This is a genomic window from Leptospira licerasiae serovar Varillal str. VAR 010, assembly GCF_000244755.1.
Classification (GTDB): domain Bacteria; phylum Spirochaetota; class Leptospiria; order Leptospirales; family Leptospiraceae; genus Leptospira_B; species Leptospira_B licerasiae.
Genome location: NZ_AHOO02000009.1, coordinates 216,271 through 230,857, shown reverse-complemented (window position 1 = coordinate 230,857; position 14,587 = coordinate 216,271). Strand labels below are relative to the sequence as shown.

At 42.5% G+C, this 14,587-nt stretch carries 15 protein-coding genes; 12 read left to right on the top strand and 3 right to left on the bottom strand.

Going from position 1 to position 14,587, the window contains the following annotated elements:
• Nucleotides 1–26 precede the first annotated feature (26 nt).
• Nucleotides 27–899 (top strand): methylenetetrahydrofolate reductase [NAD(P)H], encoded by an 873-nt coding sequence (gene metF / locus LEP1GSC185_RS12040; RefSeq protein WP_008588788.1) that lies wholly within the window; start codon nucleotides 27–29, stop codon nucleotides 897–899.
• On the opposite strand, the gene LEP1GSC185_RS12035 is transcribed toward metF, so the two are convergent.
• Nucleotides 896–1,723, bottom strand: coding sequence for a 1,4-dihydroxy-6-naphtoate synthase (locus LEP1GSC185_RS12035; protein ID WP_010514528.1), 828 nt, complete (start codon nucleotides 1,721–1,723; stop codon nucleotides 896–898). The two genes, metF and LEP1GSC185_RS12035, sit on opposite strands and share 4 nt — an antisense overlap.
• Nucleotides 1,724–1,893: 170 nt before the next feature.
• Between LEP1GSC185_RS12035 and LEP1GSC185_RS12030 the strand changes: the two genes are divergently transcribed.
• Nucleotides 1,894–2,721: a Cof-type HAD-IIB family hydrolase gene (locus LEP1GSC185_RS12030; protein WP_175284890.1), complete on the top strand. Its 828-nt coding sequence runs from the start codon at nucleotides 1,894–1,896 to the stop codon at nucleotides 2,719–2,721.
• Here the strand turns inward: LEP1GSC185_RS12030 and LEP1GSC185_RS12025 are convergent.
• Nucleotides 2,698–2,991, bottom strand: coding sequence for a hypothetical protein (locus LEP1GSC185_RS12025; protein ID WP_008596753.1), 294 nt, complete (start codon nucleotides 2,989–2,991; stop codon nucleotides 2,698–2,700). The genes LEP1GSC185_RS12030 and LEP1GSC185_RS12025 overlap by 24 nt on opposite strands.
• A gap of 33 nt (nucleotides 2,992–3,024) precedes the next feature.
• On the opposite strand from LEP1GSC185_RS12025, the gene LEP1GSC185_RS12020 reads away from it, so the two are divergent.
• The 10 genes from LEP1GSC185_RS12020 (at nucleotide 3,025) to hemG (ending at nucleotide 14,169) form a co-directional block, all read left to right on the top strand.
• On the top strand, nucleotides 3,025–3,912 hold the full coding sequence (locus LEP1GSC185_RS12020) for a hypothetical protein (RefSeq protein WP_008589222.1): 888 nt from the start codon (nucleotides 3,025–3,027) through the stop codon (nucleotides 3,910–3,912).
• Nucleotides 3,897–5,459, top strand: a complete 1,563-nt coding sequence (locus LEP1GSC185_RS12015; protein WP_008588827.1) for a hydroxymethylbilane synthase — start codon at nucleotides 3,897–3,899, stop codon at nucleotides 5,457–5,459. The genes LEP1GSC185_RS12020 and LEP1GSC185_RS12015 overlap by 16 nt, the downstream gene beginning before the upstream one ends.
• Nucleotides 5,456–6,421 (top strand): porphobilinogen synthase, encoded by a 966-nt coding sequence (gene hemB / locus LEP1GSC185_RS12010; RefSeq protein ID WP_008588724.1) that lies wholly within the window; start codon nucleotides 5,456–5,458, stop codon nucleotides 6,419–6,421. The genes LEP1GSC185_RS12015 and hemB overlap by 4 nt, the downstream gene beginning before the upstream one ends.
• On the top strand, nucleotides 6,421–7,716 hold the full coding sequence (gene hemL / locus LEP1GSC185_RS12005; RefSeq protein WP_008589142.1) for a glutamate-1-semialdehyde 2,1-aminomutase: 1,296 nt from the start codon (nucleotides 6,421–6,423) through the stop codon (nucleotides 7,714–7,716). Before hemB ends, hemL begins: the two co-directional genes overlap by 1 nt.
• Nucleotides 7,713–8,642 carry a sensor histidine kinase gene (locus tag LEP1GSC185_RS12000; RefSeq protein ID WP_008589071.1) on the top strand — a complete coding sequence of 310 codons (930 nt, stop codon included), beginning with the start codon at nucleotides 7,713–7,715 and terminating at the stop codon, nucleotides 8,640–8,642. The genes hemL and LEP1GSC185_RS12000 overlap by 4 nt, the downstream gene beginning before the upstream one ends.
• On the top strand, nucleotides 8,639–9,331 hold the full coding sequence (locus LEP1GSC185_RS11995; protein WP_008588802.1) for a response regulator transcription factor: 693 nt from the start codon (nucleotides 8,639–8,641) through the stop codon (nucleotides 9,329–9,331). Before LEP1GSC185_RS12000 ends, LEP1GSC185_RS11995 begins: the two co-directional genes overlap by 4 nt.
• Nucleotides 9,324–10,346, top strand: coding sequence for a uroporphyrinogen decarboxylase family protein (locus LEP1GSC185_RS11990; RefSeq protein ID WP_008589028.1), 1,023 nt, complete (start codon nucleotides 9,324–9,326; stop codon nucleotides 10,344–10,346). Before LEP1GSC185_RS11995 ends, LEP1GSC185_RS11990 begins: the two co-directional genes overlap by 8 nt.
• Nucleotides 10,343–11,692, top strand: coding sequence for an oxygen-independent coproporphyrinogen III oxidase (hemN, locus tag LEP1GSC185_RS11985; protein ID WP_008589166.1), 1,350 nt, complete (start codon nucleotides 10,343–10,345; stop codon nucleotides 11,690–11,692). The genes LEP1GSC185_RS11990 and hemN overlap by 4 nt, the downstream gene beginning before the upstream one ends.
• Nucleotides 11,693–11,817: 125 nt before the next feature.
• Complete coding sequence (locus LEP1GSC185_RS11980; RefSeq protein ID WP_008596757.1) at nucleotides 11,818–12,783, top strand: LA_0442/LA_0875 N-terminal domain-containing protein; 966 nt, start codon at nucleotides 11,818–11,820, stop codon at nucleotides 12,781–12,783.
• Nucleotides 12,784–12,864: 81 nt separating this feature from the next.
• Nucleotides 12,865–14,169 (top strand): protoporphyrinogen oxidase, encoded by a 1,305-nt coding sequence (gene hemG / locus LEP1GSC185_RS11975; protein WP_008588858.1) that lies wholly within the window; start codon nucleotides 12,865–12,867, stop codon nucleotides 14,167–14,169.
• Here hemG and LEP1GSC185_RS11970 read toward each other — a convergent pair whose 3' ends face one another.
• Entirely contained in the window at nucleotides 14,170–14,586 is a 417-nt protein-coding gene (locus tag LEP1GSC185_RS11970) for a hypothetical protein (protein WP_008588872.1), read from the bottom strand.
• Nucleotide 14,587: the final 1 nt, after the last annotated feature.

The window sequence follows — 14,587 nt, the reverse complement described above, 5'->3', positions numbered from 1 at the left end:
CCCGGTTTTCGCGGGGAAAGGTTAGAATGAAAAAGATATTAGAAATTTATAAAACGGCTAAAGCGCCGGTGTACTCTTTCGAGTTTTTCCCGCCTAAAACTCCGGAAGGCGAGACTAAATTATTCGAAGCTGTGGAAGAATTATCCAAGGTGGATCCTGGTTATATCACTGTAACATATGGTGCGGGCGGTTCGACTAGGGATAAAACGATCCGAATCACTTCCGAATTGGCTAAAAAATTTTCTCTTCCTGCGGCGGCTCATTTTACCTGCGTGGGTGGGAATAAGGACGAGATCCGAGTTATATTAAAACAAATCAGAGAATCCGGTATCGAAAATCTGATGGCGCTTCGAGGAGATCCTCCGAAAGGAGAAGATGCTTTCAAAAAAGTAGAAGGTGGATTCGGTTACGCGAGCGAGCTGATCTCTTTTATTAAAGCAGAAGGTTTTGATTTTTGTATGGGAGCCGCTTGCTATCCTGAAAAACATCCGGAGGCTGCAAGTTTAGAATCCGATGTGGAAAATCTGAAACGCAAAGTGGATGCGGGTGCTTCTTATCTGGTATCTCAATTGTTTTTTAAAAATTCGAATTTCGAATCTTTCTTAGATCTGATCCGCAAAAAAGGGATCGATGTACCTGTGATCCCAGGGATCATGCCGATCACTTCTTTTTCTCAAATAGAAAGATTCAGGGCGATGGCTGCCTGTGAATTTCCGGAAAAACTAGTGTCAGATCTGGAAGAAGTAAAAGATCGTCCGGAAGAATTTTATAAAAGAAGTATTCACTTTTCCGTAAACCAAAGCCGTGAACTGGTCAAGATGGGGGCGCCCGGAATCCATCTTTACACTTTAAATCAATCTCCTGCGAGCTTGGATATTGTTAGAGAACTGAAAAGTTAAAGGAATAATTCCTTCTCTTTTTCCGGAGGAAGTAATCCTGTTTCAAGGGCCTTTTGCTGTAATAAGCGGATGGCCCTTTCTCCTTCTTTTCCTAAACTTTTAGAAAATTCGTTCACATACAGATCTATGTGCGCATCCGCAACTTCTCTGGTCGTGGTTTGTGAATGTTTTAAGATATAATCGTACATACTTTCTCTGTTTTGGTATGCGAGAGAAAGGCTTTCCTTAATCGCCGAATCCAGGTCATATTTTATCTGAGGAGAAAGATCTCTGCGGATCGCAATACATCCGAGCGGAATATGTGCACCGGTTGTTCCTTCCCACCATTCTCCTAGATCTTCTACCTTGGTGAGTCCTCTTGCTTCGTAAGTGAATCTTTCCTCGTGGATGACTATTCCGAAGTCTGCTTCTCCATTTTTTACTTTATCTAGGATCAGATCATAACGTGTAGGAACCGGGGTGAAATCCCCTTTTAAATACAGATGTGTAAGCAAGTTGGCAGTAGTCCAGAGCCCAGGAACCAGAATTTTTTTTCCGTTAGGAGTTCCTACAGAGGATCCCGCCTTTTTTACTATGATTGGGCCGCAGTTCCTACCAAGTGCAGATCCGCTATCCAAAAGGGAGTATTTGTCTGCCACATGGAATAGTGCTGCGAATGAAATTTTTGTGGCCTGGAATTTTCCTTTATCTGCGAATTGGTTCAGTTGTTCCACATCGTATAGTTCTTCTTTGATAGAAAATGGCGCTTTGGTTTTTCCGGAGATTAGATGATAGAAGATGAATGTGTCGTTCGGACAGGGAGAATATGCCAGACTGAGTTCCATTCTTCCAGGCAATCAGTTTTGATTCTTTTGGAAACGAAAAAAGGAGGTGGAAGGAACTCCTGCCCTCGGGTCTATTGGAAAAGACGCAGGTCCCTTTGAAAATTTCTCCGAATTCTCACTCTCATAAATTCCCCAAACTGGAGGAACTTCTTCCCTTTCATACGATTGCTATGGATCTGGACGGAACACTTCTGGATTCCAGAGCTTCTATTTCCAGTTTGAATCATTATGTTTTGCAATCCGCATTGGACCAAGGAGTCGGATTGATCATCGCTACGGGTAGAAGGTTTTCTTCCGCTCTTCCCTACGCGCAAGAGTTTCGGGGGAATGTGACCGTGGTGGCCAATAATGGGCAGGTGCTCCGAAGTTCTCCGAATGGGGAAAGAATTTCGGAAACATATATTTCCGAAAAAGCGACATTAGCGGTTTTATCTTTAGCAAAGAAGAAGGGTTATTCTCCCCTTCTCCATGTGGACCGCTTTGAAGAAGGGATCGATATCCTGGTAGAGTCCCCAATCACGGATGAAAAATATCATAATTATTCAGGTGGAGATATCGCAAGAACCAAGACGGTCGGCGATCTTCTGGAACATTCTTCCGATCGAGCCCTTGTAGTATGTTATCTTTCCTTAATAAAGGAAGAATTGGTCGAACTGGAAGCGGAACTTCTATCCTTACCGGAAGCTGCGGAATATAGGACAGTAATTACCAAAATCCCTGGAGTTTCGTATTGTTTGGAAGTATTGGAAAAAGGAGTCTCCAAGTGGACAGCTATCCAATCGTATTTAAATTCCTCCAATTTGGACAAGACAGGAGTAATCTCTTTTGGGGATGAATTGAACGATAGAGAAATGCTTTTTTCTTCCGGATACGGATTTGCGATGAAGAATGCGGTACCTATTTTGAAAGAAGGCGCTTCTTATATTACCAAATATTCAAATAATGAAGATGGGATTGCGATGACTCTTTTGGAGTTATCCGTGCTTTCGTTTAGATGATACTTTTTGATTTTTATCAATCTTTACTTCACAAGAGGAGCAGGCTAGCTCGTAACAACCGAAACTTGTCTCCTTAGTTTGGGTTTTGCTGAATAAACTTTTAATGGAAGAAACGAGCGGAAAGCTCAAATACACCGCTGCAGAGCCAACGATTAGATAAACGATTTTATCTTGGAGGCCTATGTCCCAAACCATAAAGTCATTTTGAAATTCGTTCTCAACGCTTGCAAGAGGAATATTTTTCGGATCTCTCTGACAGTATTTTGACAAATCAGGCCCTAAATTAGGTATGATCGAAGATAGATGTGGTCCACATTACAAGTTTTTCACTCTGAATCTTCCGACAGGGATTTGTTATCTCTTCCAGATGCGTTTTCTTGGAAGACTTGTATGCGCACCGTTCTTGTTTCCGATTCCAGGATCCATCCTCATCCGGAAAATCTTCCTCCTCATTGGGAAAGTAAATCCGGTTACGAAGCGTACAGGCTTCTTCTCGAAATTATCTCCGGTTTAAAATCTAAATTGTTCGGAGAGACAGAAGTTCTCTCTCAATTCAAACAAAGATTCCAAGAATTACCTGATCTTGCTTTCGGAGATTATCTTGCAAAACTCAGAGACAATCTGATCGAAGACTGCAGAACTCTTCGTTCCGGCTACTTGCAAAATTTAGGAGAACAATCTTACGGCGGTTTAGCGGATAAATATCTATCCCAAGCTTCAAATCCTCCTAAGGAGATTGTACTTTTCGGGACAGGTCAACTTGCGGAAAAGATTCTACCTTGGCTTTCTCATTCTAATAGAAAAACTAAGATTGTCGGACGTAACCGCCATCGTTTGGAATTTTTATCTTCCGTTTCAGGTTCCGAGTCTCATTTTATGGAGGACTGGTCTCCTAATGGCGAAGCTTGGGTGATCGCAGCTCCTATGGACTTATCCGCCTGGATGGATAAATTGACTCCTGGAGCCTTGGTCTTAGATTTTAGAGAAGAGCCTTTGGAAGAATCTTGGCCCACAGATATCGTATATATTTCCTTTGCAGAGATGCTTTCTTCCTTGAAAGAAACGGAAGAAAGAACTAGAAAAGTAAAGGAAGAATTAAAATCCGTTTTAGACGAGCTTTTGGAAGAAAGAGAACTAGAAGCTCATCAATTTGTATTCGGTTGGGATGACCTACCTTGTCCGACGTTTTAAGAATCGGTTCCCGAAAAAGTTCCCTCGCTAAATTACAGACCTGCCTCGTACAAGATCAATTGCGTAAATTGTATCCCGAGTTGGAGCTCCAACTTTTTTTCAAAGAATCAAGCGGGGATCAAGATCTAACTACTCCACTTTGGAAAATGGGAAGTAGAGGTGTTTTTACCCAAGACTTAACTAAAGAACTTGTCAAAGGGAATGTAGATATAGTCGTTCACTCCTTTAAAGACTTGGATCTGGAAGGTCATGACGGCACCGAAATTTTAATGGTGCTTCCTCGTGCAGACCAGAGAGATGTTTTGCTCTTTAAGAGATCTTCTTACGAGAATCCTCCTAAAGAAATTAAGATCCATTCTTCGAGTCCAAGAAGAGAATATAATCTTTCTGCGTTTCTTCCGAGTGCACTCCCCTCTCGGCTCCAAAATTTGCCGATCAGTTTTCATCCGGTGCGGGGGAATGTACAGACTAGACTCCACAAATGGAAATCCGATCCTGAGGTTTCGGGTATTGTAGTGGCAAAAGCCGCTTTGGATCGCCTTCTTTCCGAAAATTTTTCTTTCTCTTCTACGGAAGAATATTCAGAAGTTAGGAAAGAGATCAGATCCGCGATCGCTAACGAACTTTTTATGGTTCTGCCTTTATCAAAAAATCCGAATGCACCTGCGCAAGGTGCGCTTGCGGCAGAGATCAGAAAAGGCGATGAAAAGACTAAAAGGCTCCTACTTCCACTTTTGAACGGAAAGGAAGAAGCGGCAGTTTTAGAAGAGAGAAAAATTCTTTCTTATTTTGGCGGAGGTTGCCACCAAAAGATCGGAGTTTCTGTGATCTTAGGGGGTCCTGCTGATTTTTTATTCGTCCGAGGTAAAACCGATTCCGGTTCCGAGTTAGACGCTTTTGATCGCTGGAACGGAGAAGAGTTACCTTTGCCCTCTTCTTTGGATCTTATTTTTCCGAAACCAAAACAGGGTTTTAGAATGAAGCGTTCTCCTTTACAGACTTCCCTTCCAAAAGAAAAATTTTGGTTTGTTTCCCGCGCGGATTCTTTGCCTAAAGACTGGGAATTGCCGGGGCCAGAGACGATCTTTATCGTAGCAGGTGCAAAAACCTGGGAAAAATTGGCCTCCAGAGACGTTTGGGTGAACGGTTCCACAGATGGTTTAGGCGAAGAAGATGCAAAAACTATCGTTAGTTTTTACGAATCCAATCCTGATTTCATCAAACTCACCCATGAGGAAAGCGATATCATCGAAGGCGTCTGGAAAAGATTTGTAACTTACAAAGTTGATTTCGATTCGGAGCAGCCGGATCTTTCCGGATATTCCCACTTTTTCTGGATGAGCGCTTCTCAATTTGATAGGGCTTATAAAAAGAATCCTGAAATAGGGTCGCGCATTCATTCTTGCGGGACCGGAGCCACGTATAAATATATTAGAAAAATATTAGGTGATTCTGCGAAAATTTTCGCATTCCCTAATTTTGAATCTTGGGAAAGGGCCTGTAGGGGCGAGGTCCAGGATTTTTTTGCAAAAAGAGGTGCTGTATGAGTTCCGAGAGTTTGTTGGGTTTGCGAAGAAATCGTATCAATGCCCCGCTCAGAAATTTGGTATCTTCAGAGAGTTTGAACCCTAAAAAGCTGGTCCAGCCGATATTTGTGGCGGAAAGTCTTAAATCTCCGGAAAAAATGTCCTCCTTACCGGGAGTTTTCCGTGATAGCCAAGGATCCATTCTGTCTCAAATCGAATCGGATCTAAAGAATGGTGTGGAACATTTCCTTTTATTTCTGGTTCCTGAAAAAAAGTCGGATGATTCCATTCCGAAATCATTTTATAAAAACGTAATTGGTAGTATTAAATCCAAATTCCCAGAGGCCTTTCTATGGGTGGACACCTGTCTTTGCTCTCTAACCACTCACGGACATTGCGGGCTTTTAGATCCGAAAGGTAGAATAGAAAACGTAAGCTCCGTCAAAAGGCTTTCCGAACTTGCGCTTTGTTACGCAGAATCGGGTGCGGATGGTATCTCTCCTTCCGACATGATGGACGGACGGATCAAAAGCCACAGAAATATTCTGGACTCTAACGGTTTTCAGCATGTTCCGATCATGAGTTATTCCACAAAATTCAAGAGCCATTTTTATGGTCCATTCAGAGAGGCGGCAGAGTCCGCTCCTGGGCATGGAGATCGCTCTTCTTATCAGATAGATGTTAGAAACAGAGAAGATTCTATTCTTTCTTCCATAAGAGACACGGAAGAAGGTGCGGATCTTTTGATGGTCAAGCCTGGTATTACTTCCATAGATCTAATATTACCGATCAAAGAACAAACAGGATTACCTGTAGGCGCGTACCAAGTGAGCGGTGAATATGCATCAATCGCATTGCTTGCCGAGAACGGATTTTGTAAATTTGAAGATGCTCTTAAGGAAACCTGGCAGGTGTTTTCTAGAGCAGGTGCATCTTATTTGATCACTTATGCCGCGAGAAGAGGAAAGGAGATTTTAGGCTAATGTTTCCAAGTTCTAAGGAACTTTTTGAAAGAGCAAAAAAAGTAGCGCCGGGCGGGGTACATTCTCCCGTTAGATCTTTTCGTTCCGTAGGCGGAGATCCTGTATTCTTCCAATCCGGGAAGGGCGCAAAACTTACAGATGTTTCCGGAAAAGAATATATCGATTATTGTTTAAGCTTCGGGCCGTTAATCTTGGGGCATAGGGACGAAGATGTCCAAAAGATCGTGTCTGAAACCGTAGGACTTGCCTGGAGTTTCGGAGCCGCAGAGCCTTATTCATTGGAACTCGCTGAGTGGATCGTCTCTAAAATTCCATGGGTCGAAAAGATCCGATTCGTGAATAGCGGGACCGAAGCGGTAATGAGCGCATTACGTGTCGCCCGCGCCGCTACGGGTAGGGATAAAATCTTGAAATTCGACGGATGTTATCACGGACATTTGGACGCTTTGCTGGTAAAAGCAGGTTCGGGGCTCGCCGGAGAATCTTCTTCCGATAGCGCGGGGATCGGCTCCGAGCTGATCAAAAATACTTTGGTCCTACCATTGGACGATGAAAAAGCGGTAGAGGAACTTTTCGTAAAAGAAGGCAAAAATATCGCGGCGTTAGTGATAGAACCTTTGCCAGCAAATTACGGTTTATTAATACAAAGAAAAGAATTCCTGTCCAAGATCGTTGAGATCGCAAGAAAACACGGAAGTCTCGTACTTTTTGACGAGGTGATCAGCGGTTTCAGAGTTGGCCTAACCGGAATGAGCGGAGAATTAGGGATCGCACCTGATTTAGTGACTTACGGAAAGATCATCGGCGGAGGATTCCCGGTTGGAGCTTATGCAGGCAGAGCGGATCTATTGGACTTAGTCGCGCCTCAAGGGCCTGTATACCAAGCGGGAACGTTAAGCGCTAGCCCTTTCGGAATGAGAGCGGGCCTTGCCACATTGCAAAAATGCGAAAAAGAAAATGTGTGGAACGTTCTGGAGAGCCGCACTAAGTCTTTTGTTTCCGGGATGGTCTCTATTCTAAAGGAAAGAGATCCCGAAGGAGATTGGGATTCCAGCCTGCATTCTTCTTTATTTTGGTTTCATAAAAAGTCACCCTCCCCTATTCGCACGGTGGATCGGATCCCTGCAGGACATAAGGAAGGTTTTGCAAAAGTATTCCATGCGCTTCTTGCAGAAGGAATATATCTAGCTCCTTCCGGTTATGAGGTCGGTTTCTTAAGTTATGCTCATTCGGATAAGATACTTTTTGAAACATTAGAGAAAGCGGATTTCGCATTAAAAAAACTGAAAGTATGAAGGTCTTCGATTCCAAAAAGATCGTTTTGCCGGTAATCTGGGTTGTGACTACGGTTTCGCTCGGAGTGTGGTGGCTTTTTTTGGGATTAAGGCAAAATAGAATGGCGACTGAACTTGCCGCTCGTTTGGGATCTCAGATTGATGTCGATTTTTTAGAAAAATTAGAAAGACAAAGTTCCATGATCAAAATGGAAGGCGCCTTCTTTCTACTTTTGTTAGTGAGCGGCGGAGTAACCTTAATTTGGTTAACTTTCCGGGAGGAAAAAAGAAATAAGCTAATTCACGATTTTTTCTCCACAGTCACTCATGAAATGAAAACACCTTTGGCAAGTCTTAGGCTACAAGCAGAGAGCCTACTGGAAGAAGGTGTGGAAGCAGGCAAAGACAAACTTCTTCATAGATTGTTAAAAGATTCGGACCGGATCGAGTCTCAGATGAACAAGGCCTTGTATCTTGCGAGCCTAATGAGATCCGAAGGATTATATTTAGAAGAGTTGGACCTCCAACACTGGGAAGAAAGTCTGAGAGAGGAATGGTCCGAGTTGGACATCCAAACTGAATGGAAAGAAACCAAAGTGTTTGCGGACAGAAGAGCCTTAGAAAGTATTTTTAGGAATCTTTTGGAAAATTCAGTGCAACATGGAGGAGCCACTCAGGTAAAAATTCTTTCTGAGCCGATTCCTGGAGATAAGATCAAATTCAAATTCGAGGACAACGGAAAAGGTTTCTCCGGCGATTTTAAACTATTAGGAAGATTATTTTTAAGACACACAAGCACTAGCGGTACAGGAGTCGGATTGTATATAGCCGAAAAATTAGCCGGAAGAATGGGTGGAAATTTTTCCGTTCGAAATTCAGAGTCGGGTGGATTTTTGGCGGAGTTAATTTTGCCCTCATATACCTCCCGAAGGAGAAACGGCGAGTGAAAGCGAAATTATTATTAGTCGAAGACGATCGCTCTTTAGGAGAAACTCTAAAGGAACGATTGGAAAAAGAAGGATATGAAATGGTTTGGACCGTTTCTGCTCAGTCTGCGAAAGTTTTAGCCGCTGAATCCAAACCGGATCTTATCCTTTTAGATGTTCGTTTGCCTGACGGAGACGGATTTGAGTTAGCGGAAGAATTAAAATCCAGAAAAGATTGTCCTCCGTTTTTATTTTTAACCGCACATTCGGGAGCGCCGGAACGTTTGAGAGGATTCGAACTAGGTGCGGAAGAATTTATACCCAAGCCGTTTCATTTAAAGGAATTGCTAATCAGGGTAAAACACGTATTAGAATCTCATAAACATTCCATAAAACAGGCTAAATATTCCTATGAAGGATACCTTCTGGATTTTTACGGATATTCTATTCTGACTCCCACCAAAGAAGAGATCCATCTTTCTAAAAGAGACTGTGCTCTTTTAAACTTTTTAGTGGAAGAAAGAGGAAGAACGGTCAGCCGAGATGAGATCCTGGACCGCCTTTGGGGAGAGGAAAAATTCCCCACAAATAGAACTATAGATAATTCCATTGTTAGATTGCGCCAAGCCTTCGGAGATAGGGGCGAAGATGCGATCCGTTCCGTGAGAGGAGTCGGCTATCAATGGATCGGAGACTTAAAAAATGTCTAATATTAGATTTCAAGCTGCGCTAAAGTTGGAGCCTCAGGCTACTCCTCCGGTCTGGATGATGCGCCAGGCGGGCCGTTATCATTGGCATTATCAAAATTTGAGAAAAAAACATTCTTTCGAAGAATTGTGCAAGGTTCCGGACCTTGCGGCAGAAGTCGCTTTTGGTCCTGTGGATGATTTCGACTTCGATACTGCAATTTTATTTTCCGACATTCTTTTTCCTTTAGAGGCGTTCGGAATGGGCTTACGTTTCGGAGATGAAGGTCCGAAGCTCGGTTGGCATCTTTCCACTGTAGAAGACCTGAATAAGTTTTACCCTTTGGGGCAAGCGGTGGAATTTATGGGATTTCAAAAGGACGCAGTAATCAAGACCAGAAAAAGGATCGCCAAAGATAAATCCTTGATCGGATTTATCGGAGGACCTTGGACCTTGTTCTGTTATGCCACCCAGGGAAAACATGACGGAAATCTAATACTTCCTAAAATTTCCACGAAGCTAAGAGAAGGTTTTTATGAGAAGATCCTTGCTTTACTAAAGGAAAACATACGTCTACAATTAGAAGGTGGCGCAGAGATCGTGATGATCTTTGATACGGCGGCAGGAGATGCTTCTCCTGGGTTCTTCCAAGAGGCTATCTTGCCTACCATTAAAGTTTTGGTAGAGGCGTTTCCAGGTAAGATAGGTTATTACGCCAAAAATTTGGCCCAAGGATCCCTGCAGTCTCTTAGGGAAGTCCCCGGTTTGACCGGATTTGGAATGGATCACAGAACCGATATCGTTGGCTTCTTAGGGAACGGTTCCCATTTCGTGCAGGGAAATTTTGATCAGGCGCTATTGTTCATGGAGCCTGAAGAATTTAAGAAATATCTAAATCGATGGATTAAACCATTCTTAGATCTTTCCCCTGAAAAAAGGGCAGGATGGGTCTGCGGTTTAGGGCATGGAGTTTTACCAAAAACCCCGGAAGCGAATATTAGAACTTTCGTAAATACAATACGTGAGGCTTTCGTATGAGTTCCAAATCCGATCTAATTCGAAAATACGATGTTCCGGCTCCTAGGTATACTAGTTATCCTACTGTGCCCTATTGGGAAGATAATCCTACCCGAGAGGAATGGATAGACGCGCTTCATAGAAGATTGCTTCCGGATGATTCTTCCGTAGCATTATATCTTCATATTCCTTTTTGTGAGACTCTCTGTTCGTTTTGCGGATGTAATACTTCTATCACTAAAAACCACTCAGTAGAAGATCCTTACATAGAAACGGTTCTGCAAGAATTCAGAAAATATCAGGAAGAACTTCCCGAGCTGACCAAGCGTGAGTTGAGAGAGCTGCATTTGGGAGGAGGATCTCCCACTTATCTTTCCGAGTCCAATTTGGAAAGTTTATTAAAGCCAATTTTAGATTCTTGGAAGGTATCCGATTCTCCGGAATTTTCGTTAGAGGTGGATCCAAGAAGGACGAGACTATCTCAATTAGAAGTTTTAGCTAAATACGGATTTACAAGGATCAGCTTGGGTGTCCAAGACTTCGATCCGGAAGTGCAAAGATTAGTGAATCGTATTCAACCTTACGAACTAACTGCGGCGGTCACAGAGGGAGCGCGTAAGTTAGGATATCATTCCGTAAATTTCGATTTGATCTATGGACTTCCCAAACAAACCAAAGAAAGTATGAAAGAAACGATCCGAAAGACCTTGGGACTTATGCCGGATCGAATTGCATTCTACAGTTACGCTCACGTTCCTTGGATCAAAGCGGCGCAGAGATTATTTACCGAAGACGATCTTCCTAAGGGCGAAGAGAAAAGGGAGCTCTATGAGATCGGAAGAGAACTTTTTCTAAACGCGGGATATAAAGAAATTGGAATGGACCATTTTGCTTTAGAATCCGATTCTCTATACACGGCTTATCAGAACGGAAATCTTCATCGAAATTTTATGGGTTATACGACCAAGTCCACCGACCTGCTTTTAGGCTTGGGTGTGTCTGCAATTTCGGACAGTTGGGATTGTTTTTATCAGAACGAAAAGATCCTGAAAAAATACCAGAGGAGAATTTCTGAAAACGGGCAGGCAATACTCAGGGGACATAAATTAAATTCCGAAGATTTGGTACAAAGAGAACTCATTCTAAAACTTTCTACTTTGGGAAAAGTGGAAGTTCCGGATCCGATTTTTGAAGAGGTTCGCCTCTATTTGACCAGTATGGAAGACGATAATTTAATAGAATGGAAAGGAAAAACCCTCGTTTTAACCGACCTGGGAAAACCTTTCTTAAGGAATGCATGCACAGGTCTGGACATGCGTTTGAGAAGAAAAAGCCCTGAAACCAAGGTATTTTCTCAGTCTATTTGACTCTCTTTCTGAAATATTCGGGTCCAATAGCTGTTCTTCCCTTAGAAAGGGCTCATTTGGAAATTAATTTCTTTTCGTCCAATACTTTGGGGACTTTAGTGGTGTAACACTTTTTCGTTTTTGAAATGTTATCTTTGCATTTAAAAAAAATTATACCGATCTTATTGATCGTTTTTGCTCCTATCGGGATCTTTCCCGTTACCATCCTGTTGAGAGAAGGTGGAAAAGTAAAAGGGGATATCATAACTCAAAATCAGCATTCCGTTCTTCTCCAAACAGAATCAGGAAAACGTAAAGTAGATAAAGACCTCATTTTGAAGATCCTTTTCCAAGACGTGGACGACGACGAAGAGGAGAAGATCCGTAAAGAGGAAGAAGACAAACTCGCAGCGGATAAAAAAGAGCAAGAAGATAAGGAAGCCGCTCAGAGGCATCTGGAAGAAGAGAAACAAAAAGAAGAAGACCTAAAAAAACAAGCTGCAGCGGATGAAGAAGCTCGTCGCCAAGAAGAACTTCGCAAACAGGAAGCAAAACGTCCTTTAAATGCGCTCATGAGATCCGCGGCCGTGCCTGGCTGGGGCCAATATTATACGGATAGAAAGTTCCAATCTTTACTCTACCCTACCCTATTCGCGGCTGCTGCATTCGTTGCTTACGACAAATTCAGAGTTTATAGAACTTCCGTAAAAGAATATGGAGATTTAGGAAATCCATATACGAGAGAAAGTCTTACACTTGCTGCACTTGGCCAAGCTCAGGCTGCCGCTACTCCTTCTTTATCTCCTATTGATGCTTATTTAGCGAATCAATCAAGTCAGGTTCAGTTAAAAAGAGAAGAAGCGGATAAAAACTTTAGGGAATACCAAGGCGCTTTATACGTGTTAGGCGGGATCTATCTTTTAAATCTGATCGATTCATATATATTTGCGAATTCAGTCAAATCGGTGGTCCAGTTTTCGGACGGTCAGAGTAGAGGAATGGTTATCTCCGCGGCGCCTTCTAGCGTCGGTGTAGGGAGCGGGGTTTCCAACGGTGGAAGTTTCTCCGGAATGGAGACCAAATATACCATGGGTTACAGATTCGAATTCTGAACTTGATAAAAACTTTTCCTCCTTTTGAAAGAAAATCTAGGATTTAATTGCCAATAGTTTCCATTCCATTACTTTGTATCCGTGGCGAAATGGGTTCCGGATCATATAGTAATCGGTGCAGGCTTTACCGGCCTTCTGCATGCATTCCTTTCTCTAGAGAAGGGTGAGTCCGTATTAGTACTGGAAAAAAGGGAAAGTTCGGGTGGTCTCATCCGTTCCGTACGAACGGAGTACGGGATCGTCGAGAGGGCGGCCAACGGGATCATAAATTGTTGGGAATTGGAGAACCTTGCTTCCCGTTTAGGGCTGGATATTCTATTTTCCAATCCAGCATCTAAAAAACGTTATATATTTTCCGACGGAAAGATGAAAAGAATGCCTCTTTCCGTTTTCGAAATAATCTCTCTTGCATTCTCGGTGTTAACCGTTCCTTCTCAACCTTTGCCTGGCGAATCAGTTTATCAATGGGGCAAAAGAGTGCTGGGGGAAAAAGCACTTAGCAAAATTCTGGAACCTGCGTTAGGCGGAATATACGCTGGCGATCTGGATGCGATGTCGGCAGAACTTGTGTTAGGGAAATTTCTCCCGGAACAGGCGCCTCTTTGGAAAAATATCCTAAATCTAAAAAATTCTAGAAAAGGAAAACCGAAACTCCTTCCAGGAAGAAGAGGAACTGTAAGTTTTAGAGGCGGTATTGGTAGCTTGTTAGGCGCTCTGGAGGCAAGAGTATCATCACAAGGAAAGATCAAATATAACCAGGATATTTCCAGTATAAAAGAACTAAGAGCGACTTATCCTAAGTCTAAGATCACAATTGCTACGAATCTTGGAACTGCATTAAAACTATTGAAATCGGAATATAAAGAATTCAAATCTTACCAAGGAATGTTGGATACTTTGCCTATAGTAAGCGTGACTCGTTTCGGAAAGGATTCCATCTTAAACGGAAAGAAAGGCTTCGGAATATTGTTCCCTAAAGATCATAAAAGTTTTTCTTCCGAATTGGGGATCAGGTCCAGAGGGATCCTGTTCAACGACTTTATATTCTCCGGTAGGACCTCCGACGGAATACACTCCGAAACTTTTATCATGGGTGGCGCAGGGGATCGGGAAATTTCCTCCAAAACGGAAGAAGAGATCATCTCAGTCGTGGAAGAAGATCGTAAAAAATTATTCTCCGAAAGTGGGATTCCTTTGAATCACTATGTGACCGTGTGGAAAGACGCACTTCCGGTTTATGGACCTCAGCTCCATGCTTTTAACCGGGATTTGAATAGAATTCTTCCGCCCGATATCAGGGTCGAAGGCAATTTCCGGAACGGTATCGGTTTAAAATCCATTTTAGAGAGAGCCTTCTCTCTTTATGACCAAGATACTTTGACCTGATCAGCGATAAAATTTATTTATTAGGATTTCTTTAAGTTCTTCTAGATCTTTTTTGATCCAGTTCGAATCCTCTTCGAATTTTTCGGAACTCATTCCCTCCGTCTGGAATAATGTAAAGATCAGTTCACTTCCCTCTCCATTCTCTATGATCCTGAGCGGATTATAGGAAATATTTTCAGGACTGAATATCACATAATGGTCTAAGATCCCGTACTGGTTTTTATCCGTAAATTTGGCGGTCAATTTGCCCATGGGAGAGTCGATGGACCATTCTCCATTTTCTAGTGGTGAAATTGATTTACATAAACCGGAGGCCCATTCCGGGAAATTTTTCGGTTCCGAAAGATATTCATAAGCTATCTTTTGGGCAATAGGAATAGTGATGCTAATATGTTTTGTATTCTTAGTTTTCAACATT